We start from the raw sequence: 26,038 nt of genomic DNA, 5'->3' as shown, positions 1-26,038 counted from the left end.
ATTCGTATGATCCTTGGCCATCCATCCCTGTAGGACTAACGATGAATGCCTTGCAAGAAAATACGCCAGCCATTCTTTGGCTGTACACGCAGGATTTGAAAAGTTTTGTATCCCGGATCAGCGGCAAACGAATAAAGGGAATTTATACCGCCATTGGGTGGTCGGTATGGATGTCCTGCCTTGTCCGGCAATGGCAAAATGCCCGCCTGAACAAAGCAAAATGCAGGATGCACGATGGCCATTCATGCAGATTGCACGAATCCAAAAATCCGTAAAAATTACAAACCATTGATTTATAACGATTTTTAGTAAATAAGGATACTGGCACAATCACTGCACCTATCACTCCACGCTTGCCAATCATGAGCTAACGGAGCTGATAGACATGAGCCTGATCCAAGATAAGTTTTCTTCTGTGTTCTCCAATTTCGACGTCACCACCCAGGACCGTCCTGACGGTGGCATCCTGCTGACCCTGCGCAACAGCGAAGGCAAGCAAATCAAGCGCTCGATCTCTTACCAGCAGTTGCACACGGCCGATCAACTGACGTGGGTCATCAGCGCCATCCGTCGTGACCTGGCCGAACAAGCCAGCGAACTGCCGCAGATTTCGATGTTGCAAAGCCAGCATCGCTTTGCCCTGCCGACCTACCACTCGGCATAAGCGCACGTTTCATTTATCGGGTCGTGATGCCGCCGTGCATCACGGCCCGTTTTTTTTTACCGCATTATTTGCAATAGATGTTTCACAGATGAAACTTGACCGTTGCCGGTGAGGCAGTAGTCAGAAGCGTCAGTCGTCCAGACGCGGGAAACCATTGGCGATATCGTCGCCAGTTAAGTGCTCACCTCCACCTTCGGCACCCCTGAACAGGCGGATCGCCACGAAACGCGGTTCCTCGCCCATATCGAACCAGCGAGCCGTCCCGGCGGGTACGCAAATCAGGTCGTTTTTCTCACACAGCACGGCATAGACGTAGTCACCAATGTGCAAGCTGAACAGCCCACGGCCCGCAGCGAAAAGACGGACTTCGTCGACACCATGGCGGTGTTCGTCGAGGAACCGCGCGCGAATTTCAGCTTTTTGCGGATCATCGCTGTTGACGCTGAGCACACCCACCGAGGCGTAGCCGCCCTTGGTCATCAGCGTGTCGATCTGTGCCTTGTACGCCGAAATCACGTCGGCCTCGCTGGCGCCCGCCTCGATCCTGGTAGCGGCTTGCCAACGTTCAAAACCCACGCCCTGCTCGGCCAGCGTGGATGCGATATCGTCGAAATGGGTCAGCACCTTGTTCGGCGTATCCGGGGTACTGATGTGGTAAACGAAAAGACTGCTCATGAAAGGGTTCCTCGGTCGGCACCACCGTTCGGCACTTCAAGGTCCGGTCGGGCGGTATAAATCATTAGGCGCAAGGCTGCTTCTTGATCACCACGGCTCATGGCCGCTCCTCTGGCAATCGAACAGCCATGATCACAGCGGCCGCGAGGGCCGCGAGGCTGGCAATGCTGAAGGTCAGGGTCGGCCCCAGCAGGTTCCAGCTATACCCCGAATACAAGGCGCCCACCGCGCCTCCGGTGCCGGCAAGGGCGGCATACAGCGCCTGTCCCTGGCCTTGCTGGCGAGCGCCGAAGCTACGCTGGACGAACTGAATGGCAGCAGCATGAAAACTGCCGAAAGTAGCGGCGTGCAAGACCTGGGCAAACAGCAGCACCCAGAAAAACTCGGCAAACGAACCCAGCAACAGCCAGCGCATCGCCGCCAGCAGAAAACTGGCGATCAGCACGCGGCGCACTGAGAAGCGCGTCAGAATCCGGCTCATGGCCATGAACATCAACACTTCCGCCACCACCCCCAGGGCCCAGAGCAGGCCGATCACGCCACGGCTGTAGCCAAGATGTTCAAGGTGCAGGGTCAGGAAGGTGTAATACGGGCCGTGGCTCATTTGCATTAGCGCGACGCAGGCATAAAACGCCATTACCCCGGGGCTGCTTAGCTGGCGCAAGAAGCCATCGGCGGCCAGGCGATTGCCCTGGGTCGACGGTTGGGCATTGGGCACCCACAGGCTGGCACCGATGATACCCACCATGATCACCGCGATCGCCACCGGGTAAATGTCCAGGCTCAAGGCTTCGAATAGGCGACCCAGGGCCACCACGGCCAGGATAAAACCGATGGAGCCCCACAGGCGGATCTGGCTGTAGCGCGAGGTCTGGCCTTGCAAATGCGCCAGGGTAATCACTTCAAACTGCGGCAGCACCGCATGCCAGAAGAAGGCGTGCAAGGCCATGACCATCGCCAGCCAGGCGTAGGACTTGCTGATGAAGATCAGCGAAAAGCTCAACAGAGTGCAGACTGCGCCAAACCGCACGATGGCCAGGCGCCGACCCGTGTAATCCCCCAGCCAGCCCCAGATATTGGGCGCCACGCAGCGCATCAGCATGGGGATGGCTACCAACTCGCCGATGCGCGCGCTGGAAAACCCGAGGTGATCGAAATACAGCGCCAGGAAGGGCGCTGTCGATCCGAGCAGGGCGAAATAGAACAGGTAGAAGCTGGAGAGCCGCCAGTACGCAAGCGCTGCCACGGCCGTCAGACCGTCACAACTGACCCAACACCGGGGTGCTCACACGCACATCGGCATTTTGCCCGCGATGGCGCAGCAGATGATCCATCAGCACGATAGCCATCATTGCTTCGGCAATCGGCGTGGCACGGATGCCGACACACGGGTCATGGCGACCCTTGGTGATCACGTCCACCGGGTTGCCGTGAACATCAATGGAGCGCCCCGGCGTAGTGATGCTCGACGTTGGCTTGAGCGCCAGGTGCGCAACGATGGGCTGGCCGGACGAAATGCCGCCGAGAATACCGCCAGCGTTGTTGCTGACAAACCCTTCAGGCGTCAGTTCGTCGCGGTGCTCGGTGCCACGCTGGGCAACACTGGCGAAACCGGCGCCGATTTCCACGCCCTTGACCGCGTTGATGCTCATTAGCGCATGGGCCAGTTCGGCGTCCAGGCGGTCGAAGATCGGCTCGCCCAAGCCCGGCATCACGCCTTCGGCGACTACGGTGATCTTGGCGCCGACGGAATCCTGATCCCGGCGCAATTGGTCCATGTAGGCTTCCAGCTCCGGCACTTTGTCTGGGTCGGGGCTGAAGAAGGCGTTTTCTTCAACGCTGTCCCAGGTCTTGAACGGGATTTCGATCGGGCCGAGCTGGCTCATGTAGCCGCGAATGACGATGCCCTGGGTGGCCAGGTATTTCTTGGCAATGGCGCCGGCTGCGACGCGCATGGCAGTTTCCCGCGCCGAACTGCGACCGCCACCACGGTAATCGCGCTCACCGTATTTGTGATGGTAGGTGTAGTCGGCATGGGACGGGCGGAACAGGTCCTTGATAGCCGAGTAGTCCTTGGACTTCTGGTCGGTGTTGCGGATCAACAGGCCGATGGCACAACCGGTGGTGCGGCCCTCGAACACGCCGGAGAGGATTTCGACTTCGTCGGGCTCCTGGCGCTGGGTGGTGTGGCGGCTGGTGCCGGGCTTGCGGCGATCCAGGTCGCGCTGCAGGTCTTCCAGGGACAGCTCAAGGCCCGGCGGGCAGCCGTCGACAATGGCGACCAACGCCGGGCCATGGCTTTCGCCCGCGGTGGTGACAGTGAACAGCTTGCCGTAGGTATTGCCGGACATGCAGGGCGCTCCGTGAAATCAGCTGAAATAACTCAACCGTGATAACTAAGCGCGCCAGTATACGCAGGCTCTCTCAGTAGTTCATCCTCGAAACCTTACCGGTAGACGTTGGTCCAACCGGCACCTTCCTCATGATGGCGCGATGATGCTTCGAGTCTTGCTCTTGACCCTCACCCTGTTTTCCAGCCTTGGCTTCGCCGCCTCCCCTGTCGTGCTGCAACGGCCCATCAGCCTGGACACCGGCAGCGGCGAGCTGTTTGGCTCGCTGTTGCTGCCCAAATCCGACAGCCCGGTGCCCGTGGTGCTGATCATTGCCGGCTCAGGGCCCACCGACCGCAACGGCAACAGCGCCGATGGCGCACGCAACGACAGCCTCAAACGCCTGGCGTGGGTGCTGGCCAAACACAACATCGCCAGCGTGCGCTATGACAAGCGCGGCGTGGCCGCGAGCCTCGCGGCAACACCCGATGAGCGCAACCTGACCCTGGACGCCTACGTGGCCGACGCCGTCGCCTGGGGCAAACTGCTGAAAACCGACCCGCGCCTGGGGCCGCTGATTGTGCTGGGCCACAGCGAAGGCGCATTGGTGGCCGCCCTCGCCGCCCCGCAACTCAATCCCGCCGGGGTGATTTCCCTGTCCGGCAGCGCCCGCCCGGTGGACCAGGTGATCCGCCAGCAACTGGCTGACCATCTGCCCCCGGCCCTGTTGCTGCGCAGCAACCAGATTCTCGACCACCTCAAGTCTGGTCAGGTGGACGCCGATGTACCCGGCCCGCTTGAGGGCATTTTCCGGCCCAGCGTGCAGCCTTATCTGATCAGCCTGTTCCGCGCCGATCCTTCGGCCGCGTTTGCCAAGCTGACGATGCCGGCCCTGATCATCCAGGGCACCAACGACCTGCAAGTGGGCGTGACTGACGCGCAGAAGCTCAAGGTGTCCAAACCGGATGCCGAGCTGACAGTGATCGAAGGCATGAACCATGTGATGCGTATCGTCCCCAACGATGTGAAACAGCAATTGGCCTCCTACAACAACCCGCAATTGCCTCTCGCTGCTGAGCTGGGTACCCGCCTGATTCGCTTTATCGACGGACTTCGCCCCAGTTAAGCTAGCATTTGCCCTCCAGTCCTGAATAAAGCGGCCGATAAGCACAGGGTCAACAGCAAAAAGACTGTCGACTCGCAGGGGCTTGGACAGGATCGCACCGAATGACGAACACCGACGCAATACCGGAATCTCCCGCCGAAACCCCCGCTGAAACCGAAGCGGCCGCAGCGGCTGCGCTGCCGTGGGCGGAGGTTCAGGCCGAACACTTCAAGATGCTGCGCCTGGCGCCCTTGGCAACCGATCGCGCCACCGGCGTGCGGCCGTTGCGCTTTGTTCAATTTGGCTACGCCGAACGCAATAACAAGGACCAGAGCCTGCTACGCATGGTCATCCAACTGCCCGGGCAACGAGTGCGGCGCGAACAGAATCACCTGGATATCTGGGTTGAACACGCCACCCAGCGGGTGCATTTCGGCCCCGGCAACAGCCTGGAGATCGAACCGGCCAACCGTGGCATCGGTCGCTTCCTGGTGGCACAGGGTGTCGCCTGGGCGAAAAAGAAGTGGTCGCACTATCGCGTCGACGGTGTCGACCTGGCGAACAAGGATGCTTTAAACGAAGCCACGCGCCTTCGGCGTGATCACTTCCTGCGTATCCAGGGCTTTGATGTGGCCTACGCCGATGTCCAGCATTTGAAGGGCAACGTGCAACCGGGCAAGGTCAGCGACCTGCTGGACAGCTGGAACACCGAAAAGCTGCAGTTCGTGGAAATCCTCGAGGCGGCGCAGATGCTGCAGCAAGCCGAGCAGAACCTGACGGAGCAGGAAGTGAGGCTGCGCAAGGAAGAGGAAAAGGTCATCAAGTTCAAGCGCGAAGACAGCGGTTTGCGCTTCACCATTACTTGCCTGGTGGCGTTTACGGTGTTTCAGGCGGGGTTGTTGATCTGGATTGCGACGCATCGCTGACAACTGATTTGCACTGAAGAAATCGAGTTGAATGTATGTGGTTTACCTGCGATGAGCATGGGTGTCTACACATTGTTGCGGACAGGATTATGGGGCGGCGGGCTGGGTACATATCCGTTATTTTGGTCAGGGCTGCTTAGGGTTACGCCCTTACGGCGTGTCACTTTGCAAAAGCGGCAAAGTAACCAAAGCGCTCTTGCCCCACCACTCGGTGCCTCGCTGTGGCTCGGCATGCCCTCACTCCGGCATTGCTCCGTGGGCCGCCGCGATGGGCCATCCTTGGCCCAGCGCGGCTAAACCGGCGTCCTGCCGGTTTACCCACGGCTCAATGCCTGCGTTCAGCCATCGTGGTTTAACGGGGCGCCTTAGATCAAAAGCAAAAGCACGGCGGCCTGGTAGCCGACCTGAGTGGTGAAAAGCAAGAGCGTATCCACTGCCCACTGTAGGAGCGAGCTTGCTCGCGATGGTCGTTAACGATAACGCTGGTATCCTGCATCACCGCGGTGCCCTCAGGTTCTTCGCGAGCAAGCTCGCTCCTACAGAAAAGCCGATTGGCAGGCACTGGCTTTTGATTTGGTTCTTGATCTGCCTGCCCATAAAACCAGAGGCCGAACGCAGGCGTTGCGTAGTGGGTAAACCGGCAGGACGCCGGTTTAGCCGCGCTGGGCCAGGGATGGCCCATCGCGGCGGCCCACGGAGCAATGTCGGAGTGAGGGAACGCCAAGCCTAGGCGAGGCGCCGATAGGTAGGGCAGGAGCCTTTGGTTACTTTGGGCTTTTCAAAGTGACACGCCGTAAGGGCGTAACCCTAAGCCGCCATGACCGAGCTAACGGATATGTACTCCATCGCCCCCTAGAACGATACCCATGCCGCGACAAGAGGGTGACAGTCGACTTCAATATTGACCGATCCATCGCTATCGCAGGCAAGCCACACATTTTGTGTCTCGACTCCTACAGTGAGCAAGGTTAAACCCTTGAGGCAAACACCGCCTGATGCTGCCGGCACTGTTCGGCGGTGAGCATAAACACCCCATGCCCGCCCCGCTTGAAGTCCAGCCAGGCAAAATCCACCTCGGGGTATAGCGCCTCGACATGAACCTGGCTGTTGCCCACCTCGACGATCAACAAGCCTTTCTCGGTCAAATGATCCGCCGCCTCGGCCAGCATGCGCCGTACCAGGTTCAAGCCATCTTCACCGCAGGCCAGGCCCAGTTCGGGTTCGTGCTGGTATTCGTCGGGCATGTCGGCGAAGTCTTCAGCATCAACATAGGGCGGGTTGGAAACGATCAGGTCAAAACGCTGGCCCGGCAGGCCGTCGAAGCCGTCGCCCTGAACGGTGTAGACCCGCTCATCGACGCCATGACGCTCGATGTTCTGGTTGGCCACTTCCAGCGCTTCGAACGACAAGTCCGCCAGCACCACTTCGGCGCCCTGGAACTCGTAGGCACAGGCAATGCCGATGCAGCCGGAACCGGTGCACAGGTCGAGAATGCGCGCTGGCGGTACGGCGAACCAAGGTTCGAAGCGGTTTTCGATCAGCTCGCCAATCGGCGAACGCGGGATCAGCACTCGCTCATCGACGATGAACGACATGCTGCAAAACCAGGCTTCGCCCAACAGGTAGGCGGTAGGAATGCGCTCTTCAATCCGGCGCTTGAGCATGCACTGCAGATTGACCAGTTCATCCTCTTCCAGGTTGCAGTCCAGATAACTGTCGGCAATTTCCCACGGCAGGTGCAAGGCGCCGAGCACCAGTTGCCGGGCTTCGTCCCAGGCATTGTCGGTGCCATGGCCAAAAAACAGGTCTTCCCCATGGAAACGGCTAACAGCCCAACGGATGTGGTCGCGCAAAGTGCGCAGGCGAGAAGTGATCACGGGGGCAAGCTCCTGGAAAAAACGACTGGCGATTCTAACAGCCTTAAGCTGTACGGACGATGTACGAAAAACCTTCACCGTACGTCGAATTTCATCCGCTTGTGCTTCTTTCTGTTACACATCGCACCCTCTTGACATGGCTGTAGGCCAACAACGGCGTACCTTACGATGGTAGCGATTCACAGAAGCGCTCAGCCAGAGGACAATGTCGCAAAAGCCCCACTCACAGGAGCCCCAGAATGTCCGTTCCAAAGACGATGTTTCAACTCAGCGGTCGTGGTTACGCACCGGCCAATTTGGGCCACGCGACCCTTGTGATCATCGATGCCCAGAAAGAGTATTTGAGCGGCCCCCTTGCCCTGTCGGGCATGGAAGCAGCTGTCGAAAACATCAAACAACTGACGGCTGCGGCACGCAACGCCGGGCGTCCGATTGTCCATGTGCGCCACCTGGGCACCGTAGGCGGTCTGTTCGACCCACAGGGCGAGCGCGGCGAATTCATCCCGGGGCTTGAGCCTGAAGGTGACGAAACCATCATCGGCAAGTTGCTACCCAGCGCCTTCCATGGCACGGCCCTGGAAAAGCGCCTGCAGGACCTCGGCTCCCTGGACCTGATTGTCTGCGGTTTCATGAGCCACTCCAGTGTCAGCACCACTGTGCGCGCGGCGAAGAACCTGGGCTTTCGCTGCACCCTGGTGGAAGATGCCTGCGCCACCCGCGACCTGCCTTACAAGGGCGGTATCCTCAGCGCCGAGCATGTGCAGCAAACCGAGATGGCCATCATGGCCGACAACTTCGCCACACTCGCCTTGACCAAAGATCTGATCTGATCGACCTATCGATGAGCGGTGCAGCCATTGCGGCCCCGCTCATCCGCAAAAGCCTCTCATTTGCTGCAATTGCCTCTGCACCCGGAACAACCTGTCCATCTTCCGGTCGAAGGGCCGATACCCTTGAGGAAAGGTCGGAATGAAGATATCCGATGGTTTTGACGCTCGTCGCTTGCGCCCCAAGGGTCCGAGCAACTGGCGTCTGCGTCTGGGCGCCGGCTTTGCCGCGCTTTTGACGATGTTGGGCGTGTTGCTGGCAATGGCCGGGGCCGCAAGTCTGTTGGGACACTCACCGGCCCTTGGCGAGCTGAATGCCAGCCCGGGCGGTTCTGCCGTAGTGCTGGTGATTGGCCTGTTGATCCTGTGGGTTGGCGTGTGGTTGTGGCGCCGTTGCCGGCGGCGCATGCGTCAGCCGCTGGAGTTGAGCATCGCTTCGCACTTGATGAAAAAACACGACTGAAAAGACACTGATAGCGTTTTGTCCCGCCTCTGGCGCCTCGATTTGGGTAAACTGCCCGCCCTTCGCGGAGGCTGACATGCAAGACGACGATTTTTCCCTGTTCAAAAGCGCGACTCAAGGCATCAAGCCCATCAAGCACGAGCGCGCTGAAACCGGCAAACCCAAGGCCGACCGTGCGCAGATCGCCAAGCTGCGCCAAGCAGCCACAGTGCGGATGGATACCACCACGGTGGACGGCCTGTCCGATCAGTTCGTCATCGACGTTGGCCCCGAAGATGAGCTGATGTGGGCCCGCGATGGCGTCCAGGAAAGCCAGATGCGCAAGCTCAAGGTTGGCCAGATTCCGTTCGAGGGCAGCCTCGACCTGCACGGCATGACCGTGGAAAAAGCGCGTGAAACCCTCTGGGCCTTCCTTGCCGAAGCCACTAAATTCGAAATCCGCTGTGTGCGCGTCACCCACGGCAAGGCTGTGCGCCTGGATGGAAAGCGGCCGATGATCAAGAGCCACGTCAACACCTGGTTGCGCCAGCATTCCCAGGTGCTCGGCTTTACCTCCTGCCAGCCGCGCCACGGCGGTGCCGGTGCGGTGTATGTGATGCTCAAGCGCACGATGATGGAAGGGCGCGACGAGTAACAAGTGCCATCGTCAGGCTTGCAGCGATGTGTCGGCCACCGTACCCTTGTACTTTGCGAAAATCCCACAGGTAGTTTCATGTCCCTGGAACAGAATTACACCGCGATCCTCGGCCAACTCGGCGAGGACGTCTCCCGCGAGGGCCTGCTCGACACGCCAAAACGTGCCGCCAAGGCGATGCAGTACCTTTGCCGCGGTTATGAACAGACTCTGGAAGAAGTCACCAACGGTGCCTTGTTCAGCTCCGACAACAGTGAAATGGTGCTGGTCAAGGACATCGAGTTGTACTCGTTGTGCGAACACCACTTGCTGCCGTTCATCGGCAAGGCCCACGTCGCCTATATCCCCAGCGGCAAAGTACTGGGGCTGTCGAAGGTCGCGCGTATCGTCGACATGTACGCCCGCCGCCTGCAGATCCAGGAAAACCTCAGCCGCCAGATCGCCGATGCCGTTCAGCAGGTGACCGGTGCCCTGGGCGTGGCCGTGGTGATCGAGGCCAAGCACATGTGCATGATGATGCGCGGTGTGGAGAAACAGAATTCGTCGATGATCACGTCGGTGATGCTGGGTGAGTTCCGCGAAAACGCGGCGACCCGTAGCGAGTTTCTCAGCCTGATCAAATAACAGGCTGCACAAAAGAAAACCGGCATTCATCGCCGGTTTTTTTTCGTCTATCGAAAATCAGGTAAGCTGCCGCCCCTTCGTTCATGGGCAAGAGGTTTTTAACCGTGTTAGTCAAAGCGCTTCGAATAGGCCTCGGCCAAGTCATCATCTTTGTCGACTTCATCACCCGCCCGCGCAAACAACAGCGCCCGGCCAATGCCCAGGCGGTGGTCGACCAGTCGGCCAAGGCCCTGACCCTGTATCAGTTCCACGCCTGCCCGTTCTGCGTGAAGACGCGCCGTACCTTGCACCGTCTGAACGTGCCAGTGGCATTGAAAGACGCGAAGAACAATGAGCAGGATCGCCAGACTCTGCTGGAACAGGGTGGCAAGATCAAAGTGCCGTGCCTGCGCATTGAAGAGAACGGCCAGACCACCTGGATGTATGACTCCAAGGTGATCATCGATTATCTGGACAAGCGGTTTGCGGCGGCCTGAAGCCCTGCTCTACCCTTGAATGGATAAATCCAGCAGCGCGGAGCCCAGGCACTTGCCATGGGCATCCAGCGCCAGGGAACGTGTCACCCCGCCTCGCAAGATCCCCGGCAATACGAAATTCAGCGCCTGTACATTCGCCAATTCATAACGCCGTACCGGCGCTGCACCCGCTTCCAGCAACGGCGCAAAATACGCCGCCACCCGCTCGGCCGTCAGTTGCTCACACAACAGCGGATAATCCTCGGCCCGATAGGCAATGATCGAGATATTCGAGGTGTCGCCCTTATCCCCGGTACGGGAGTGGGCCAATGTGTGCAGTTTGACCAGGCTCATGACTCAATCCTCGGGTTGACCGCGCTACGCGGCAGCAGCAACGACGCCACCGCGACCACTTGGCGAAGGCTTTTACTGGCACCGCCGCCGCCGGAAGGGCCGTTGGTGTAAAGGGTTTCCACTTCATTACCGACGCGCACTGCTTCGCTGCGCTCTTCACAGCGAGCGCTGACCCGCAGGCGCACTTCCCAAGGCTCTGCATCGCTGCGCTGACCATGCAGAGAGTCAACCCCGATCAGTTCGGCGCGCACGTCCTGCATCCTGACAGCCGTCAGTTCCAAGCGCTTGAGCACCACATCCCGAGCCAACCGAGCCCGAGCCACAGCTCCCGGACCGCCGTAGGACATTTGCCCCTCACCGATCCAGCCATCCAGGTAGCCGACACTGACTTTCAGTTGCTCAGGGCGTGGCCGCCCTTCGGCGCCATAAGCCCGCACTCGATCCACGGCCTCCTCGACAAAGGACACCAGGGAAAAGTCCGCACACACGTCCGGGGTCAGATACGCGGCTGGATCGTGGACTTCATAGATCAACTGTTCAGTGCAGGTCGCGCGGCTGACTCGCCCGCCCGAGCCCTGGACCTTGGTGATCAGCGCCGCGCCGTCGGCATCAATCTCGGCCAGGGGAAAACCCAGCCGCGCCAGATCCTCGACATCCTTGAAACCTGGATCAGCAAAATACCCACCGCTGACCTGGCCGGCACACTCCAGCAAATGCCCAACCAGCGTGCCACGCCCCAAGCGCTGCCAGTCATCAACGGCCCAGCCAAACTCGAACATCTGCGGCGCGAGGAACAATGACGGATCAGCCACGCGTCCGGTGACCACCACGTCAGCATCGGCCTGCAAGGCGGCAATAATGCCTTCAGCGCCCAGGTAGGCATTGGCGGAAATCAATCGGTCGCCCAATGAGTCCAAGGTCTGACCGTTATCCAGCAACTGCTCCGGATGGCGGCGCAATACTTCCAGGACATCATCGCCGACCACCGCCAGCACCTTGAGGCTCAGGCCCAATTCGTTGGCGACCCGCCGCACTTCAACGGCAGCGGCCAGCGGGTTGGCGGCCCCCATGTTGGTGATTACCCGCAAGCGCCGACGCCCTGTGTGCTGGCCGACAAAAGGCAGCACACGACGCATGCGCTCGCTCAGCAGCGGGTCGTAGCCGCCCTGTGGATCGCTGATTCGTGCCTGCTGGGCCAGGGCGATGGTGCGTTCGGCCAGGCATTCAAAGACCAGGTAATCCAGGTCGCCCTGCTCGGCCAGTTCCACGGCAGGTTCGATGCGGTCGCCGGAATAGCCGGCGCCAGAACCGATGCGTAAGGTTTTCATCTCAAAACACTCCCAAGAGCAACGCGGTCAGGGTCATCAACACCGACGCGGCAAACAGAAAAGGGATGGTGAAGCGCTGATGATCGGCCAGTTCGATCTTGCACAGGCCCACCAGCAGGAAGGTTGCGGGCGTCAGTGGGCTGACTGGGAAGCCAGTGGTGTGCACACCGAGCAACGAGGCCTGGGCCACTTGCAGCGGATCGACGCCCAGGGCCTTGCCGACTTCGGCGATCACCGGCATCACGCCGAAATAGTAGGAATCAGGGTCGAACAGCATGCTCAACGGCATGGACAGGAAACCCACCACCGCCGGAATCAACTTGCCATGACCGGCGGGAATCTGCGCCACCGCTACTTCGGCGATAGCCTTGAGCATCCCGGTGCCTTGCATGATGCCGGTGAACACACCGGCGGCGAGCAGGATGCTGGCCATGGTCAGGGCGGTTTTTGCATGAGCATCGATCCGCGCGCGCTGGGCGTCGACATTGGGGTAGTTGATGCACAACGCCAGCACGGTGCCGAGCATGAACATCACCACCGGATCGACCCAACCGGCAATCATCACCACCATCACCAGTACCGTCAGGACCAGGTTGACCCAGAACAGCCGTGGGCGACGCAAGGCGATGTCATCGTCGCTGAGTACACGTTGCGGTACCGTGTCGACGGTCGAGCCGGCGCCCAGGCCCAGGCGTTTTTCTTCACGCCGGCCAAGCCACCAGGCACAGGCAAAAACAAAGATCAGGCCGACGATCTGCACCGGAATCAGCGGCTGGAACAGGTCCGCCACCGGCACATGCAACGCCGCTGAGGAACGCAGCACCGGGCCGGTCCAGGGCAGGAAGTTGACCCCGGCGGCCATCGCTGCCACGCAGGCAAGGATGCGCTTATCCATACCCAGCCGGGTATACAGCGGCAGCATCGCTGGCACCGTCACCAGGAAGGTCACTGCGCCGGAGCCGTCCAGATGCACGAGCAACGCCAGGGTCGCAGTGCCGACAACAATTCGTGTAGGTCGCGTCCCAACCGTACGCAGGATGCGGTCAATGATCGGATCGAGCATGCCGGCATCGGTCATGATCCCGAAGAACAGGATCGCGAACACAAACATGCCCACCACAGGGGCGACGTTCTTGATACCGGTGATGATAAAGGCGCTGGTTTGCAGGCCGAAACCGCCGAGCAGCGCGGCAATGATCGGCAAGGCGATCAGGGCAACCAGTGGCGAAAGGCGTTTGCTCATGACGGCAGCGAGCAGACTCAGGATGGTAATGACACCCAGGGTAGCGAGCATGGGGCAGCTCCAGAACGGCGTTTTCGCCGGCTATTGTTTTCCCCGGAGTATTGGAACCACGTTACTCTTTGTAAATTGGAATATTAAGTAGTCCACATCCATAAAAACAGAATGCTCGGAAAACCAATCATGAGAAATTCGATCCAGCATATCCAGGCGTTTCTCGCTGTCGCTCGCACCGGTAGCTTTACCAAGGCCGCCAACGAGTTGCATTTATCGCCCTCGGCGCTGACGGTGCAGGTGCAACAGCTGGAAGACTGGCTCGGCGTCGCTCTGCTCGACCGCAGCCCGCGCCATGTCAGCATCACCACCGCCGGGCTGGATGCGCGGGGGCCGATGGAGAAACTGCTGCTGGACCTGGACAACATCGTCAGTGGCTCCCAGGACTTGGCTGCCTTGCGCCGCGGCGTGGTGACCATCGCCGCCCTACCTTCGGTCTGCGCCGGCGCCCTGCCTCCGGTGTTGCGTTTGTTTCGAGAGCGCTTCAGCGCGATTGAAGTGCGCCTGCACGACCTGGTGGCCCATCGCATTCATGCTCAAGTGCGCTCGGGGGACGTGGATTTCGGCATTGGCGTAAGGGCGCGCCTGAGTCACGGCCTGGATTTTGTACCGGTGCTCAATGATCGTTTGTGTGCCTTCGTCCCTCTGGACCATCCCCTTGCCCGTCACACTCAACTGACCCTGGCGCAACTGGCCGACCAGCCGATCATCCTCACCGGCCGCGACAGCAGCGTGCGCGAGCAAGTGGACGCACTGTTCGACGAGCACCGGCTGACGATGCTGGCAGGGATGGAGGCCAATTACATGTCGACAGTATTGGCGCTGGTGCGTCAGGGGTTGGGGATCAGTATCTTGCCGGAGTCGGCGGCGGACAGTCTGGAGGGGTTGAAGCGGATCAACATTGATCATCCTGGGGTGAACCGGGAGATTGGCTTGATCAGTCGCAGTGGGATGCGGTTGAGCCCGGCGGCGTTGCGCTGTTTTGAGCTGCTCAATGAAGAGTTATCAGGCACAACGCCGCTCCCACATTTAGGTTTTTGATCAGTCCAGCATCGCCACATGTTTCGGGTGGCTGGCCACTCGTTTCAGCCAGGCCTGCACGCCCGGATAAGGGCTCAAGTCAAAACCACCTTCATGAGCGACATGGGTGTAGGCATACAGGGCAATATCGGCAATGGAATACTGATCGCCCACCAGGTACGGCGTGGATTGCAGCTGCCTTTCCATGACCTTCAAGGCCTTGTAGCCGCCTTTATGGGTGGTCTTGTATTCCTCCAGGCGATCTTCCGGCAGCCCCAGGTAAGACTGGATAAACCGCGCCACTGCAATGTACGGTTCATGGCTGTACTGCTCGAAAAACTGCCACTGCAGCACTTGCGTGCGCAAGCGCGGTTCGGTTGGCAGGAATTCGCTGCCGTCGGCCAGGAAGTTGAGGATCGCGTTGGATTCCCACAGGCAAGTGCCGTCTTCCAGTTCCAGCACCGGGATCTTGCCGTTGGGGTTCTTTGCCAGGAACTCGGCGGTCTGGGTGTCGCCTTTCAAGATATCCACGTCCACCCACTGGTACGGGATACCCAGCAGGTTGAGCATCAATTTGACCTTGTAGCAGTTGCCCGAACGGTAATCGCCATAAACCTTGTACATGGGGCTCCCCTTATGCCGCTTGCGCGAGCTGTGCTTGGCGGACCACCGCAGCGAGACGCTTGAGACCTTCGTCCAGGCGCTGCGGGTCAATGTGGCTGAAATTGAGCCGCAAATGACCGTGATGCTGGTCCGGCTCTGAAAAGAACGGTTCACCGGGCATGAACGCGACGTCCTGATCGAGCGCTTGATCCAATAAAGTGCGGGTGTCGAGCGGCTGTTTCAAGGTCAGCCAGAAGAATAATCCGCCTTGGGGCACCTGCCAGTCGGCCAATTCAGCGAAATGCCGCTCCAGCGCCACCTGGAATGCGTCGCGGCGAACCCGATAGAAACTGCGCAGTTCAACCAGATGTTGCTGGTACTTTTCAGTGCCAATCCACTGCATCGCCTGCCATTGGCCGACACGATTGGTGTGCAGGTCCGCAGACTGCTTGAGCTTGAGCAGATGGGGGAAAAGGTCGGGGCTGGCGATCAGGTAACCGACGCGCAGACCTGGCAGCAAGGTCTTGGACACGGTCCCAGTGTAGACCCAACTGGCTTTCTTCAAACGGCTGACAATCGGCCGGGCGCTGCCGCCGTCGAAGGTCAGTTCACGATAGGGTTCGTCTTCGATCAGTGTCACGCCGAATTCATCGAGCAACGCCGCCACCGCGTCGCGCTTGGCTTCGCTGTAGCGCACCGCCGACGGGTTCTGGAAGGTCGGGATCAGGTAGATGAATGCAGTGCGGTGCAGTTCAAGACTGTTGCGCAGGGCCGCCAGATCCGGGCCATCGGCCTCAAGCTGCACCGTCAGACAATCGGCGCCGAACAGTTGGAAAGTCTGCAACGCCGCCAGGTAGGTCGGCCCTTCCAGGAGGACTTTCGTGCCTCGGTCGATATACAGCTTGGCCGCCAGGTCCAGGGTTTGCTGGGAGCCACTGACCACCAACACCTGGCTGGCTTCGCACTGCACGCCCAACGCCCGCGCCTCGGCAGCCAGCAGTTCACGCAACTGCGGCTCGCCTTCGCTCATGCCGTACTGGCCGATACTCAGCGGCATGTCTTCCCAATCAAGCTTGGGCAGCATGGCTTCGGCCGGCAGGCCACCGGCAAAGGACATCACCTCTGGCCGCTGGGCTGCCGCGAGGATTTCACGGATCAAGGAACTTTTAAGGCGCGAGACACGTTCGGAGAAAGCCATAGAGGTCACCGGTAGCAAAGCCAGGGAAGAATACGTCAAACTGGTTGACCGAAATTACGATGACTCGGGTAGATACGTCAATATGCTTGACCTTAAAAACCAGACCACCCAGCAAGCGGCCATGGAAGCATTTTTTTTCGGCTACCAGGCCTTTACCGCCAAGGCCGATGAAATGCTCGAACGCCGGGGCTTGAGCCGCGTGCACCAGCGCGTGGTGTTTTTTATCGCCCGTTACCCAGCCTTGAGCGTGAAAGAACTGCTGCAATTGCTCGGCGTGAGCAAGCAAGCGTTAAACATGCCGCTACGCCAACTGCAGGAAATGCACTTGGTGAACAGCGTCGCCTGCGAGACCGACAAGCGTAAGCGCCTATTGGAATTGACCGAGGAAGGATTGCGTTTCGAACAATCCTTGCGCCGCGAACAGGTGAAGCTGTTGCAACGGGCGTTTGCCGACGCCGGGGAGACGGCGGTGAATGGCTGGTTGGCGGTGAACAAAGCACTGAGCGGCCAATCCTGAATTGCCTTTCATCTCTTTCGCACAAAAAATATAAAACATTATTTGCTTTATTTGTATACAAAAGCATAATTCGCTTCGTGCGAGTTCCTGACCTAATGGTCAACAAAACCCGCAAGCCTGACGTACCTCAAAGCGCCGCTGCCCACTCATGTGTCCGGCGCTGGAAATAACAATAAAACTCTTGAGGAGTACTCGCTGTGGAAAGCCGCAAATCCGAAGCCCCGCTGGACCTCGCCTCGCCGCACCTCTGCGCCACGAAGCACGGCTGGCTGGAACGCCTGTTCAAACTCAGCTTGCATGGCACCACAGTGAAGACCGAGCTGATCGCCGGCCTCACGACCTTCATCACCATGGCCTACATCATCTTCGTCAACCCCAACATTATGGCCGACGCAGGCATCGATCACGGTGCGGCGTTCGTCGCCACCTGTATCGCCGCTGCCCTGGGTTGCCTGTTGATGGGCCTGTACGCCAACTGGCCGGTGGGCCTGGCGCCAGGCATGGGCCTGAATGCGTTTTTCACCTACACCGTGGTCGGCACCATGGGCTACACCTGGGAAACCGCGCTGGGAGCAGTGTTCATCTCCGGCGTGTTGTTCATGATCCTGACCCTGTCGCGCATCCGTGAATGGCTGCTCAACAGCATCCCGGTGAGCCTGCGTCACGCCATGGGCGCAGGGGTGGGGCTGTTTCTCGGCGTCATCGGCCTGAAAACCGCTGGCATCATCGTCGAGAGCCCGGCCACCCTGATCAAGCTTGGCTCCCTGCATGAACCTGCCCCACTGCTGGCGGCCATCTGTTTTCTGTTGATCGCGGTGCTCAGCTATCACCGTGTGTTCGGCGCGATCCTGATCAGCATCATCGCCGTGACGCTCGCCGGCTGGGGCCTGGACCTGGTGCAATATAAAGGTATTGTCGCCGCCCCACCGAGCCTGGCGCCGACCTGGATGGCGATGGATGTGATGGGTGTCTTCAATGTCAGCATGATCAGCGTGGTATTCGCCTTTCTGTTTGTACACATGTTCGACACCGCCGGTACGCTGATGGGCGTCGCACAACGGGCAGGCTTGGTGAATGCGCACGGCAAGATCGAAAACCTGTCACGCGCCCTGAAAGCCGACAGCGCCTCCAGCGTGTTCGGCGCCATGGTCGGCGTACCGCCGGTGACCAGCTACGTGGAAAGCGCGGCGGGCGTGGCAGCCGGTGGGCGCACCGGGCTGACGGCGGTGACCGTGGGCGTGCTGTTTATCGCGGCGATGTTTTTTGCTCCGCTGGCTGGCATGATTCCCGCTTACGCCACCGCTGGGGCCTTGATCTATGTGGCGATGCTGATGATGAGCGGCATGGCTCACATCAACTGGGACGACGCTACTGACAGCATTCCGGCAATTGTCACGGCGATCATGATGCCCCTGACCTTTTCCGTTGCCGACGGCATCGCCCTAGGCTTTATCACCTACGTGGTGCTTAAGGCCGGTACCGGTAAACACAAGGAAATTTCCGTCAGCCTGTGGGTTCTTTGCGCGATCTTCATCGCCAAGTTTGCGTTCCTGTAGGCCTGCACACGTGATCCTGCCTCACCCCGTCGGGTGGGGCTTTTGTACGAATGGAGGAATGCAATGAGTCTGGAAACTTGGCTGCTGTTCAGCGGCGCTGCGCTGGTGGTGATTCTAATCCCAGGCCCACTGTCGTTGCTGATGATCAGCAACAGCTTGAACTACGGCCTGCGCCGTTCGTACCCTGCGTTTCTCGGCGGGGTGTTTGCCTCGATCTGCCTGCTAAGTGCTTCGGCCCTGGGCCTGGGCGCCTTGTTGCTGGCCTCTGAGCAACTGTTCAGCGCCCTGAAAATCGTCGGTGCGCTGTACCTGTTCTACCTCGCTTGGCAGAGCTGGCAGCAATCACGCCAACCGGCCCATGGCGCCGAAGTACCTGAAGCCACGCCGACTCCACGCTTTCGCGCCCTGTTCAGCCGAGCCTTTGTGCTAGGTGCGAGCAACCCCAAGGACATCTTGTTTTTTGCCGCCTTTTTGCCGCAGTTCCTCAGTAGCCAGCAACCGTTTCTACCGCAGTTGCTGATCATGATTGCCACCTGGACTGTCCTGGATCTGCTGTGCAAATTGGCCTACGGCCTGGGTGCCCATGGCGCGGCGCGGTATTTGCGCAGTGGCAAGGGCCAGAGCTGGTTCAACCGGATCAGCGCGGGGTTATTCAGCGGCGCGGGGGCGGCCTCATTATTGAGCCGCTAGCCAAAAAAAAGCCCGCAGTGTGAGCGGGCGAAACCAACGAAGAGCGTGGGGTATGAAGCGAGGTGACGACTCAGCTACCGCGATAGGTCGAGTAGCTGTAAGGCGAAATCAGCAAGGGCACGTGGTAATGGTCCTGTTCGGCGCTGACACCAAAACGCAGTACCACCACGTCAAGAAAGGCCGGTTCAGGTAATTGCACGCCACGGGCGCGGTAGTAATCGCCGGCGCTGAACTGCAACTGATAGACGCCACTGCGGTAGTCGTCACCTTGCAGCAGCGGTGCGTCGCAACGGCCGTCGTTGTTGGTCAGCGTGCTGACCACCAACTCCAGTTGCGTGCCTTCGACGCGGTACAGTTCAACCTTGATGGCGCTGCCTGGGCAGCCATGTGCGGCGTCCAATACATGTGTGGTCAGTCGTCCCATGGGTCGCGAGCCTTCCGAAGTTGGTGAGAAAGAAGCCGCACCTTTTCAGGGCATGAAATAAGCCGGCGATAGCTAATTAAGACACTTTCTAAAAAAATTGTACACAATAAATTCAACAGACCAGTTTTATGGCATGGACATCGTTTCTGTAGGAGCGAGGGGGACGCCTAGTTCTTGCTCGCGAAAATCGTCAACGATGACGCAGCGCATCGGGTTTACCGTGGTGCTCTCAGGTTTTTCGCGAGCAAGCTCGCTCCTACAGTAAAGGAGTGTTTATTTTGATTTAGCTGACCAGTCAGGCAGGTTTATTGCAATACCGTACAAGGTAGGCCGTTCGGAAAAAATGCAGAAATTCAGGCTTACAAAGTTGGAGATAAGTTGTATACAATCATTCATCGTTGTGACGCCACTCAGTCTTTTCGCTGCCCGGCCGCCACACCATTGCTACCACGAACAAGAAGGAAGACTGCAGTGAGCGCTGACTATCCACGCGACCTGATCGGTTACGGCAGTAACCCTCCTCACCCTCACTGGCCGGGCAAGGCCCGTATCGCCCTGTCGTTCGTACTCAACTACGAAGAAGGCGGCGAGCGCAATATCTTGCATGGCGACAAAGAGTCGGAAGCCTTCCTCTCGGAAATGGTCTCGGCGCAACCGCTGCAAGGCGAGCGCAATATGAGCATGGAGTCGCTCTACGAATACGGCAGCCGGGCCGGCGTGTGGCGCATCCTCAAACTCTTTAAAGAATTCGATATCCCGCTAACCATCTTCGCCGTGGCCATGGCCGCCCAGCGCCATCCGGATGTGATCCGCGCCATGGTCGCCGCCGGCCACGAGATCTGTAGCCATGGCTATCGCTGGATCGACTACCAGCACATGGACGAGGCCCAGGAGCGCGAGCACATGCTCGAAGCTATCCGCATCCTCACCGAACTGACCGGCGAACGCCCACTGGGTTGGTACACCGGGCGCACCGGCCCCAACACCCGACGACTGGTGATGGAGGAAGGCGGTTTCCTCTACGACTGCGACACCTATGACGACGACCTGCCCTACTGGGAACCCAACAACCCTACCGGCAAGCCGCACCTAGTGATCCCCTACACCCTGGACACCAATGACATGCGCTTCACCCAGGCCCAGGGTTTCAACAAGGGCGATGACTTTTTCGAATACCTCAAGGATGCCTTCGATGTGCTGTACGCCGAAGGTAGCGAAGCACCAAAAATGCTCTCCATCGGCCTGCATTGCCGCCTGATCGGCCGCCCGGCACGCCTGGCCGCCCTCAAGCGTTTTATCGAATACGCCAAGGGCCATGAGCAGGTGTGGTTCACCCGCCGTGTGGACATTGCCCGCCACTGGCACCAAACCCATCCTTTTCAGGGAGCGGCCAAATGAGCACCTTCCAGACCTTGAAACCCTCGACCCTGAGCCGCGATGAGTTTGTCGCCGCCTTCGCCGACATCTACGAACATTCGCTATGGGTGGCCGAAAAGGCCTTCGACCTGGGCCAGGACGCATCGATCGATCAGATCGAAACCCTGCACCAACGCATGAGCGACATCCTGTTGAGCGCTGATCACGAAAGCCAACTGGCCCTGATCAACGCTCACCCGGACCTGGCCGGCAAAGCTGCCGTCCAGGGCCAGCTTACCGCGGCCAGCACTGGAGAACAGGCAGGCGCGGGTATTCACCAATGCTCGAGCGACGAGTTTGCTCGCTTCACCGAGCTGAACGACGCCTACAAGGCCAAGTTCAAGTTTCCCTTCATCATGGCGGTAAAAGGCAGCAACCGGCATCAGATCCTCGCGGCATTCGAAACCCGCATCCACAACTCGACAGACACCGAGTTCAAGTGCGCGCTGGCCGAGATCAACAAGATCGCGTTGTTCCGATTACTGACCCTTTAGCAGACCTGGCCCGAGCGATCAGCGCCCAGGGCCTGGCGAGCATCCCAAGCCACTTAATTTAAGGCAGACAAGAAGAATGAAAACGCAACCCGTACCTTTCGAGAAGTTCGTCAACCTGGCCGACGCCCGTTTGGGCACCAAGATCATCTCGGTGACCGATGACTGGTTCGCTGACGCCAACCGTCTGTTCCAGCCGACCCCGGCCGTGTGGAAGGAGGGCGTTTTCGATGACAACGGCAAGTGGATGGACGGCTGGGAGTCACGCCGCAAGCGCTTCGAAGGCTACGACAGCGCGGTGATCCGCCTGGGCGTGCCGGGTTCGATCAAAGGCGTGGACATCGACACTTCATTCTTCACCGGCAACTACCCGCCGTCGGCCTCGCTGGAAGCGTGCTTCCTGGCCTCCGGCGAGCCGGATGCAAACACCCAGTGGGTTGAAGTGCTGTCGGCTGTTGAGTTGCAAGGCAACAGCCATCACTTCCACGAGATCAGCAACGACCAGGCGTTCAGCCACTTGCGCTTCAATATCTACCCGGATGGCGGCGTGGCACGTCTGCGTGTGTACGGTATTCCGTTTCGCGACTGGTCCGCTGTGGGCGACAACGAACAGGTTGACTTGGCTGCCGCACTCAATGGCGGTCGAGCCCTGGCATGCTCCGATGAACACTTCGGCCGCATGAGCAACATCCTCAACCCAGGCCGTGGCATCAACATGGGCGACGGCTGGGAAACCGCTCGTCGTCGCACACCTGGCAATGACTGGGTGATCGTCGCGTTGGGCCATCCGGGCGAGATCGAAAAAATCATCGTCGACACCCTGCACTTCAAAGGCAACTACCCGGACACTTGCTCGATCCAGGGCGCGTTCGTCAAGGGCGGCACCGACAGCCAAATCGAAACCCAATCGCTGTTCTGGCGCGAACTGCTGCCGGCGCAGAAACTGGAAATGCATGCCGAACACAGCTTCGCCGAGCAGATCAAGGCACTGGGCCCAATCACTCACATTCGTCTGAATGTGTTCCCGGATGGTGGCGTGAGCCGCTTGCGGGTTCTTGGCAAGGTTTCGAAGTAATGCTGAGTCTGTAGGAGCGAGGGGGACGCCTAGTTCTTGCTCCTACAAAGATCCATCAACAACCAAACAGATTAAGAGACAGCCATGCGCACACTGATGATCGAACCCCTGACCAAAGAAGCCTTCGCCCCTTTCGGAGACGTCATCGAAACCGACGGCAGCGATCACTTCATGATCAACAACGGTTCGACCATGCGTTTCCACCGGCTGGCCGACGTAGAAACGGCCACGCCTGAGGACAAGGCGATCATCAGCATCTTCCGCGCCGACGCGCAGGACATGCCGTTGACCGTGTGCATGCTGGAGCGACATCCGCTGGGCAGCCAGGCTTTCATACCGCTGCTCGGCAATCCCTTTCTGATCGTGGTCGCGCCACTTGGCGATGAACCTGTATCAGGCTTGGTCCGCGCCTTCGTCACCAACGGCAGGCAGGGCATTAATTACCATCGCGGCGTCTGGCACCACCCGGTGCTGACGATCGAAAAGCGGGATGACTTCCTGGTGGTTGATCGCAGTGGCACAGGCAATAACTGCGATGAGCATTTTTTCAAAGAGGATGAGCAGTTGATCCTTGCCCCCCACCAATAAGAGAAGGCCTGATCACCTGACAACAAGGGTGACAAGCGAGAGGTAAAGACTGTGGAAGCACATTTGATGGAATGGCTGAACCTTAGCGTGCGCTGGGTTCACATGATCACTGGCGTCGCCTGGATCGGCGCTTCGTTCTACTTCGTCTGGCTGGAAAACAACCTGAACCGCGTCAACCCCAAGGACGGCCTGTCCGGCGACTTGTGGGCGATCCATGGTGGTGGCATCTATCACCTGGAAAAATACAAACTGGCCCCGCCGACCATGCCGGACAACCTGCACTGGTTCAAATGGGAGGCCTACTTCACCTGGATGTCAGGCGTAGCCTTGCTGTGCGTGGTGTTCTACCTCAACCCGACGCTGTACCTGCTTGCCCCCGGCAGCAGTCTCAGCGGCAGCGAAGGCGTATTGCTGGGCATTGGCTCATTGTTCGCGGGCTGGTTCATATACTCCTTTCTTTGCGACTCGGCCCTGGGCAAGCGCCCTGCCCTGCTCGGTTTCATCCTGTTCGTGCTGTTGATCGGCGCGGCCTACGGCTTCAGCAAAGTGTTCAGCGGTCGCGGTGCGTACCTGCATGTCGGCGCCATCATTGGCACCATCATGGTCGGCAACGTGTTCCGCATCATCATGCCGGCCCAACGGGCGCTGGTAGCGGCGATCGCGCAAAACCGCACCCCTGATCCGTCGCTGCCGGCCAAGGGTTTGTTGCGTTCACGGCACAACAACTACTTCACCTTGCCGGTGCTGTTCATCATGATCAGCAACCACTTCCCGAGCACCTATGGCAGCCAATACAACTGGCTGATCCTGGCCGGGATCGCGGTGGCGGCAGTATTGGTGCGCCACTACTTCAACACCCGTCATAACAGCCAGAAATACGCCTGGACCCTGCCGGTCGGCGCCCTGGCGATGATTTGCCTGGCCTACGTCACCGGCCCCAAGCCGGTGTCGACTGCACCGGACGTGGCCAAGGCTGCGACCACCCTCCAATACCAACCATTGCCGGAAACCGCAGTGGGCGGCGGCGCCAAACCCGCAGCACCTGCACCCGCTGCTGATCCAGCACCGGCCCAGGCTTCGACGGACTTCGGCAAGGTGCACAGCGTGATTCAAGAACGTTGCGCCGTGTGCCATTCAGCCAAGCCCACCAGCCCGCTGTTCAGCGCTGCACCAGGCGGGGTGATGTTTGATACGCCGCAGCAGATCCAGCAACAAGCGGCACGGATTCAGGCACAGGCGGTGGCGAGCCAGATCATGCCGCTGGGCAACATTACCCAGATGACCCAGCAGGAACGGAATTTGATTGGCACCTGGATCAATCAAGGAGCCCGCACTAACTAGCTATGTGCACCATCCACTGTAGGAGCGAGCTTGCTCGCGAAGATCGTCAACGATAACGCGCCCATCCTGAATGAACGCGGTGCCCTTGAGTTTTTCGCGAGCAAGCTCGTGCCTACAGAGGTCGCGAACAGCTCCAATGGCAATTGAATGCCAAACAACACAAAAATAAAAAAGATCCGAGGTGTTGCATGTCCGAGTTAGCCGAACCGCAGATTCCTGCCGCACCCGCCATGGTGCGGCTACCCCTGTTGCAACTGATCCTGGTAGGCCTGCAACACGTCCTTCTGATGTACGGCGGCGCGGTGGCAGTGCCCTTGATCATCGGACAAGCCGCGGGCTTGAGTCGTGAAGAAATCGCTTTTCTGATCAACGCCGACCTGCTGGTGGCAGGCATCGCCACCATGGTCCAGTCGTTCGGCATCGGCCCGGTGGGCATCCGCATGCCAGTGATGATGGGCGCCAGTTTCGCCGCCGTCGGCAGCATGGTGGCCATGGCCGGCATGCCCGGCATCGGCCTGCAAGGGATCTTCGGCGCGACAATCGCCGCCGGGTTCTTCGGCATGGTGATTGCGCCGTTCATGTCCAAGGTGGTGCGTTTCTTCCCTCCGCTGGTGACGGGCACAGTCATCACAGCCATCGGCTTATCCCTGTTTCCGGTCGCTGTGAACTGGGCCGGTGGCGGTGCTGCTGCGGTGCAATTCGGCTCGCCGATTTACCTGGCGATTGCCGCGTTGGTGCTGGTCACCATCCTGCTGATCAACCGTTTCATGCACGGGTTTTGGGTCAATATCTCGGTGCTGATCGGCATGGCCGTGGGTTACGGGCTGTGCGGGATGATTGGCATGGTCGACCTCAGCGGCATGGCCCAGGCGCCGTGGCTGCAAGTGGTGACGCCGCTGCATTTCGGCATGCCGAAATTCGAGTTGGCGCCAATCCTGTCAATGTGCCTGGTGGTGGTGATTATCTTCGTTGAGTCCACCGGGATGTTCCTCGCCCTGGGCAAGATCACCGACCAGGAAGTCACGCCAAAGATGCTGCGGCGCGGACTGCTGTGTGATGCCGGCGCATCGTTTTTTGCCGGGTTCTTCAACACCTTTACCCACTCCTCTTTCGCGCAAAACATCGGCCTGGTGCAGATGACCGGTGTGCGCTGCCGTTCGGTGACGATCGTCGCCGGGGGCTTTTTGATCGTCCTCAGTCTGTTGCCAAAGGCGGCGTACCTGGTGGCATCGATTCCACCTGCCGTACTCGGTGGTGCATCCATCGCCATGTTCGGCATGGTGGCGGCCACCGGGATCAAAATTCTCCAGGAAGCCGACATCGCCGACCGTCGCAACCAGTTGCTGGTAGCCGTGAGCATCGGTATGGGCTTGATTCCGGTGGTGCGTGCGGAGTTCTTCGCGCAACTGCCGCTGTGGATGAGCCCGATTACCCACAGCGGCATCGCCATGGCCACCATCAGCGCGTTGTCACTGAACCTGTTGTTCAACATCCTGGGCGGAGCCGAACGGGCTGCGGCCTCTGAACATGTCCACCAGCATTGATTTAGAAAACAGCTCACCC

29 protein-coding genes and 2 pseudogenes are annotated in these 26,038 nt (G+C 59.4%); 21 read left to right on the top strand and 10 right to left on the bottom strand.

Annotation, left to right across the window (positions count from 1 at the left end):
* The first annotated feature begins 41 nt into the window (after positions 1-41).
* Both FQ182_RS10425 and FQ182_RS10420 read left to right on the top strand, forming a co-directional pair.
* Positions 42-275, top strand: a complete 234-nt coding sequence (locus tag FQ182_RS10425; RefSeq protein ID WP_149411551.1) for a hypothetical protein — start codon at positions 42-44, stop codon at positions 273-275.
* A gap of 110 nt (positions 276-385) precedes the next feature.
* Positions 386-664, top strand: coding sequence for a DUF3509 domain-containing protein (locus tag FQ182_RS10420; protein WP_149411550.1), 279 nt, complete (start codon positions 386-388; stop codon positions 662-664).
* A 129-nt stretch (positions 665-793) separates the two neighbouring features.
* Here FQ182_RS10420 and FQ182_RS10415 read toward each other — a convergent pair whose 3' ends face one another.
* The 3 genes from FQ182_RS10415 to aroC form a co-directional block, all read right to left on the bottom strand.
* On the bottom strand, positions 794-1,339 hold the full coding sequence (locus tag FQ182_RS10415; RefSeq protein ID WP_149411549.1) for an acireductone dioxygenase: 546 nt from the start codon (positions 1,337-1,339) through the stop codon (positions 794-796).
* Positions 1,340-1,436: 97 nt separating this feature from the next.
* Positions 1,437-2,585: an MFS transporter gene (locus FQ182_RS10410; RefSeq protein ID WP_149411548.1), complete on the bottom strand. Its 1,149-nt coding sequence runs from the start codon at positions 2,583-2,585 to the stop codon at positions 1,437-1,439.
* Positions 2,586-2,598: 13 nt separating this feature from the next.
* Positions 2,599-3,690: a chorismate synthase gene (aroC, locus tag FQ182_RS10405; RefSeq protein WP_149411547.1), complete on the bottom strand. Its 1,092-nt coding sequence runs from the start codon at positions 3,688-3,690 to the stop codon at positions 2,599-2,601.
* A gap of 142 nt (positions 3,691-3,832) precedes the next feature.
* On the opposite strand from aroC, the gene FQ182_RS10400 reads away from it, so the two are divergent.
* The 3 genes and pseudogenes from FQ182_RS10400 to FQ182_RS30190 all read left to right on the top strand — a co-directional run.
* The gene (locus tag FQ182_RS10400) at positions 3,833-4,795 is read left to right on the top strand and encodes an alpha/beta hydrolase (protein WP_149411546.1); all 963 of its coding nucleotides are present in this window, start codon (positions 3,833-3,835) and stop codon (positions 4,793-4,795) included.
* Between the two features lie 101 nt (positions 4,796-4,896).
* Positions 4,897-5,700, top strand: coding sequence for a hypothetical protein (locus FQ182_RS10395; protein ID WP_149411545.1), 804 nt, complete (start codon positions 4,897-4,899; stop codon positions 5,698-5,700).
* Between the two features lie 463 nt (positions 5,701-6,163).
* Positions 6,164-6,241 (top strand): annotated as a pseudogene (locus FQ182_RS30190) (outer membrane lipoprotein carrier protein LolA); the annotation flags it as partial.
* A gap of 427 nt (positions 6,242-6,668) precedes the next feature.
* On the opposite strand, the gene prmB reads toward FQ182_RS30190, so the two are convergent.
* Complete coding sequence (gene prmB, locus FQ182_RS10375) at positions 6,669-7,577, bottom strand: 50S ribosomal protein L3 N(5)-glutamine methyltransferase (protein ID WP_149411544.1); 909 nt, start codon at positions 7,575-7,577, stop codon at positions 6,669-6,671.
* Positions 7,578-7,816: 239 nt separating this feature from the next.
* On the opposite strand from prmB, the gene FQ182_RS10370 reads away from it, so the two are divergent.
* The 5 genes from FQ182_RS10370 (at position 7,817) to FQ182_RS10350 (ending at position 10,601) form a co-directional block, all read left to right on the top strand.
* A complete protein-coding gene (locus tag FQ182_RS10370; protein WP_149411543.1) occupies positions 7,817-8,407 on the top strand; it encodes a cysteine hydrolase family protein in 591 nt (196 codons plus the stop codon).
* A 139-nt stretch (positions 8,408-8,546) separates the two neighbouring features.
* Positions 8,547-8,867: a hypothetical protein gene (locus FQ182_RS10365; protein WP_149411542.1), complete on the top strand. Its 321-nt coding sequence runs from the start codon at positions 8,547-8,549 to the stop codon at positions 8,865-8,867.
* Between the two features lie 76 nt (positions 8,868-8,943).
* Positions 8,944-9,501: a Smr/MutS family protein gene (locus FQ182_RS10360; protein ID WP_133098961.1), complete on the top strand. Its 558-nt coding sequence runs from the start codon at positions 8,944-8,946 to the stop codon at positions 9,499-9,501.
* 78 nt (positions 9,502-9,579) lie between these two features.
* The gene (folE, locus tag FQ182_RS10355; protein ID WP_003204506.1) at positions 9,580-10,125 is read left to right on the top strand and encodes a GTP cyclohydrolase I FolE; all 546 of its coding nucleotides are present in this window, start codon (positions 9,580-9,582) and stop codon (positions 10,123-10,125) included.
* 104 nt (positions 10,126-10,229) lie between these two features.
* Positions 10,230-10,601 carry a glutathione S-transferase N-terminal domain-containing protein gene (locus FQ182_RS10350; protein ID WP_149411541.1) on the top strand — a complete coding sequence of 124 codons (372 nt, stop codon included), beginning with the start codon at positions 10,230-10,232 and terminating at the stop codon, positions 10,599-10,601.
* A 9-nt stretch (positions 10,602-10,610) separates the two neighbouring features.
* Here the strand turns inward: FQ182_RS10350 and FQ182_RS10345 are convergent, their stop codons facing one another.
* The 3 genes from FQ182_RS10345 to FQ182_RS10335 are packed head-to-tail and all read right to left on the bottom strand — an operon-like array spanning position 10,611 to position 13,556.
* Complete coding sequence (locus tag FQ182_RS10345) at positions 10,611-10,934, bottom strand: hypothetical protein (protein ID WP_133098963.1); 324 nt, start codon at positions 10,932-10,934, stop codon at positions 10,611-10,613.
* Positions 10,931-12,262 (bottom strand): acyclic terpene utilization AtuA family protein, encoded by a 1,332-nt coding sequence (locus FQ182_RS10340; RefSeq protein WP_149411540.1) that lies wholly within the window; start codon positions 12,260-12,262, stop codon positions 10,931-10,933. Before FQ182_RS10340 ends, FQ182_RS10345 begins: the two co-directional genes overlap by 4 nt.
* Position 12,263: 1 nt before the next feature.
* Positions 12,264-13,556: a CitMHS family transporter gene (locus FQ182_RS10335; RefSeq protein ID WP_133098965.1), complete on the bottom strand. Its 1,293-nt coding sequence runs from the start codon at positions 13,554-13,556 to the stop codon at positions 12,264-12,266.
* Positions 13,557-13,685: 129 nt separating this feature from the next.
* On the opposite strand from FQ182_RS10335, the gene FQ182_RS10330 reads away from it, so the two are divergent.
* Positions 13,686-14,597, top strand: coding sequence for a LysR family transcriptional regulator (locus FQ182_RS10330; protein ID WP_149411539.1), 912 nt, complete (start codon positions 13,686-13,688; stop codon positions 14,595-14,597).
* Here FQ182_RS10330 and FQ182_RS10325 read toward each other — a convergent pair whose 3' ends face one another.
* Together FQ182_RS10325 and FQ182_RS10320 are read right to left on the bottom strand one after the other, a co-directional pair.
* Positions 14,598-15,200 carry a glutathione S-transferase family protein gene (locus FQ182_RS10325; protein ID WP_149411538.1) on the bottom strand — a complete coding sequence of 201 codons (603 nt, stop codon included), beginning with the start codon at positions 15,198-15,200 and terminating at the stop codon, positions 14,598-14,600.
* Positions 15,201-15,210: 10 nt separating this feature from the next.
* Positions 15,211-16,377, bottom strand: a complete 1,167-nt coding sequence (locus tag FQ182_RS10320; RefSeq protein ID WP_149411537.1) for a PLP-dependent aminotransferase family protein — start codon at positions 16,375-16,377, stop codon at positions 15,211-15,213.
* Positions 16,378-16,459: 82 nt separating this feature from the next.
* Here FQ182_RS10320 and FQ182_RS10315 point away from each other — a divergent pair, with 82 nt between their 5' ends.
* The 3 genes from FQ182_RS10315 to FQ182_RS10305 all read left to right on the top strand — a co-directional run bounded on the left by FQ182_RS10315 (position 16,460) and on the right by FQ182_RS10305 (position 19,140).
* Entirely contained in the window at positions 16,460-16,894 is a 435-nt protein-coding gene (locus tag FQ182_RS10315; RefSeq protein ID WP_149411536.1) for a MarR family winged helix-turn-helix transcriptional regulator, read from the top strand.
* Positions 16,895-17,118: 224 nt separating this feature from the next.
* Positions 17,119-18,450: an NCS2 family permease gene (locus tag FQ182_RS10310; RefSeq protein WP_371923871.1), complete on the top strand. Its 1,332-nt coding sequence runs from the start codon at positions 17,119-17,121 to the stop codon at positions 18,448-18,450.
* Positions 18,451-18,513: 63 nt separating this feature from the next.
* A complete protein-coding gene (locus FQ182_RS10305) occupies positions 18,514-19,140 on the top strand; it encodes a LysE family translocator (protein ID WP_149411534.1) in 627 nt (208 codons plus the stop codon).
* Between the two features lie 70 nt (positions 19,141-19,210).
* Here the strand turns inward: FQ182_RS10305 and uraH are convergent, their stop codons facing one another.
* Positions 19,211-19,564 (bottom strand): hydroxyisourate hydrolase, encoded by a 354-nt coding sequence (gene uraH / locus FQ182_RS10300; RefSeq protein WP_149411533.1) that lies wholly within the window; start codon positions 19,562-19,564, stop codon positions 19,211-19,213.
* Positions 19,565-19,738: 174 nt separating this feature from the next.
* Here uraH and FQ182_RS30185 point away from each other — a divergent pair.
* From FQ182_RS30185 to FQ182_RS10270, 7 genes and pseudogenes are all read left to right on the top strand, one after another.
* Positions 19,739-19,828 (top strand): annotated as a pseudogene (locus FQ182_RS30185) (outer membrane lipoprotein carrier protein LolA); the annotation flags it as partial.
* 207 nt (positions 19,829-20,035) lie between these two features.
* Positions 20,036-20,962, top strand: coding sequence for an allantoinase PuuE (gene puuE / locus FQ182_RS10295; RefSeq protein WP_149411532.1), 927 nt, complete (start codon positions 20,036-20,038; stop codon positions 20,960-20,962).
* Positions 20,959-21,474 (top strand): 2-oxo-4-hydroxy-4-carboxy-5-ureidoimidazoline decarboxylase, encoded by a 516-nt coding sequence (uraD, locus tag FQ182_RS10290; protein ID WP_149411531.1) that lies wholly within the window; start codon positions 20,959-20,961, stop codon positions 21,472-21,474. The genes puuE and uraD overlap by 4 nt, the downstream gene beginning before the upstream one ends.
* Before the next feature lie 76 nt (positions 21,475-21,550).
* On the top strand, positions 21,551-22,546 hold the full coding sequence (gene alc, locus FQ182_RS10285) for an allantoicase (RefSeq protein WP_149411530.1): 996 nt from the start codon (positions 21,551-21,553) through the stop codon (positions 22,544-22,546).
* An 84-nt stretch (positions 22,547-22,630) separates the two neighbouring features.
* Complete coding sequence (locus tag FQ182_RS10280; RefSeq protein ID WP_149411529.1) at positions 22,631-23,134, top strand: ureidoglycolate lyase; 504 nt, start codon at positions 22,631-22,633, stop codon at positions 23,132-23,134.
* Between the two features lie 51 nt (positions 23,135-23,185).
* A complete protein-coding gene (locus FQ182_RS10275; RefSeq protein WP_149411528.1) occupies positions 23,186-24,475 on the top strand; it encodes a urate hydroxylase PuuD in 1,290 nt (429 codons plus the stop codon).
* Between the two features lie 188 nt (positions 24,476-24,663).
* A complete protein-coding gene (locus FQ182_RS10270) occupies positions 24,664-26,019 on the top strand; it encodes a nucleobase:cation symporter-2 family protein (protein WP_149411527.1) in 1,356 nt (451 codons plus the stop codon).
* Positions 26,020-26,038: the final 19 nt, after the last annotated feature.

It is taken from the genome of Pseudomonas sp. ANT_H4 (assembly GCF_008369295.1).
GTDB lineage: Bacteria > Pseudomonadota > Gammaproteobacteria > Pseudomonadales > Pseudomonadaceae > Aquipseudomonas.
The sequence above is the reverse complement of the archived record's forward strand: the minus strand, read 5'-3'. Positions and strand labels throughout refer to the sequence as shown.

Coding starts and splice junctions, on each gene's coding strand:
- FQ182_RS10425 (WP_149411551.1), top strand. CDS start 42: ATGAATGCCTTGCAAGAAAATACGCCAGCCATTCTTTGGCTGTACACG.
- FQ182_RS10420 (WP_149411550.1), top strand. CDS start 386: ATGAGCCTGATCCAAGATAAGTTTTCTTCTGTGTTCTCCAATTTCGAC.
- FQ182_RS10415 (WP_149411549.1), bottom strand. CDS start 1,339: ATGAGCAGTCTTTTCGTTTACCACATCAGTACCCCGGATACGCCGAAC.
- aroC (WP_149411547.1), bottom strand. CDS start 3,690: ATGTCCGGCAATACCTACGGCAAGCTGTTCACTGTCACCACCGCGGGC.
- FQ182_RS10400 (WP_149411546.1), top strand. CDS start 3,833: ATGATGCTTCGAGTCTTGCTCTTGACCCTCACCCTGTTTTCCAGCCTT.
- FQ182_RS10395 (WP_149411545.1), top strand. CDS start 4,897: ATGACGAACACCGACGCAATACCGGAATCTCCCGCCGAAACCCCCGCT.
- FQ182_RS10370 (WP_149411543.1), top strand. CDS start 7,817: ATGTCCGTTCCAAAGACGATGTTTCAACTCAGCGGTCGTGGTTACGCA.
- FQ182_RS10365 (WP_149411542.1), top strand. CDS start 8,547: ATGAAGATATCCGATGGTTTTGACGCTCGTCGCTTGCGCCCCAAGGGT.
- FQ182_RS10360 (WP_133098961.1), top strand. CDS start 8,944: ATGCAAGACGACGATTTTTCCCTGTTCAAAAGCGCGACTCAAGGCATC.
- folE (WP_003204506.1), top strand. CDS start 9,580: ATGTCCCTGGAACAGAATTACACCGCGATCCTCGGCCAACTCGGCGAG.
- FQ182_RS10345 (WP_133098963.1), bottom strand. CDS start 10,934: ATGAGCCTGGTCAAACTGCACACATTGGCCCACTCCCGTACCGGGGAT.
- FQ182_RS10340 (WP_149411540.1), bottom strand. CDS start 12,262: ATGAAAACCTTACGCATCGGTTCTGGCGCCGGCTATTCCGGCGACCGC.
- FQ182_RS10335 (WP_133098965.1), bottom strand. CDS start 13,556: ATGCTCGCTACCCTGGGTGTCATTACCATCCTGAGTCTGCTCGCTGCC.
- FQ182_RS10330 (WP_149411539.1), top strand. CDS start 13,686: ATGAGAAATTCGATCCAGCATATCCAGGCGTTTCTCGCTGTCGCTCGC.
- FQ182_RS10325 (WP_149411538.1), bottom strand. CDS start 15,200: ATGTACAAGGTTTATGGCGATTACCGTTCGGGCAACTGCTACAAGGTC.
- FQ182_RS10320 (WP_149411537.1), bottom strand. CDS start 16,377: ATGGCTTTCTCCGAACGTGTCTCGCGCCTTAAAAGTTCCTTGATCCGT.
- FQ182_RS10315 (WP_149411536.1), top strand. CDS start 16,460: ATGCTTGACCTTAAAAACCAGACCACCCAGCAAGCGGCCATGGAAGCA.
- FQ182_RS10305 (WP_149411534.1), top strand. CDS start 18,514: ATGAGTCTGGAAACTTGGCTGCTGTTCAGCGGCGCTGCGCTGGTGGTG.
- uraH (WP_149411533.1), bottom strand. CDS start 19,564: ATGGGACGACTGACCACACATGTATTGGACGCCGCACATGGCTGCCCA.
- uraD (WP_149411531.1), top strand. CDS start 20,959: ATGAGCACCTTCCAGACCTTGAAACCCTCGACCCTGAGCCGCGATGAG.
- alc (WP_149411530.1), top strand. CDS start 21,551: ATGAAAACGCAACCCGTACCTTTCGAGAAGTTCGTCAACCTGGCCGAC.
- FQ182_RS10280 (WP_149411529.1), top strand. CDS start 22,631: ATGCGCACACTGATGATCGAACCCCTGACCAAAGAAGCCTTCGCCCCT.
- FQ182_RS10270 (WP_149411527.1), top strand. CDS start 24,664: ATGTCCGAGTTAGCCGAACCGCAGATTCCTGCCGCACCCGCCATGGTG.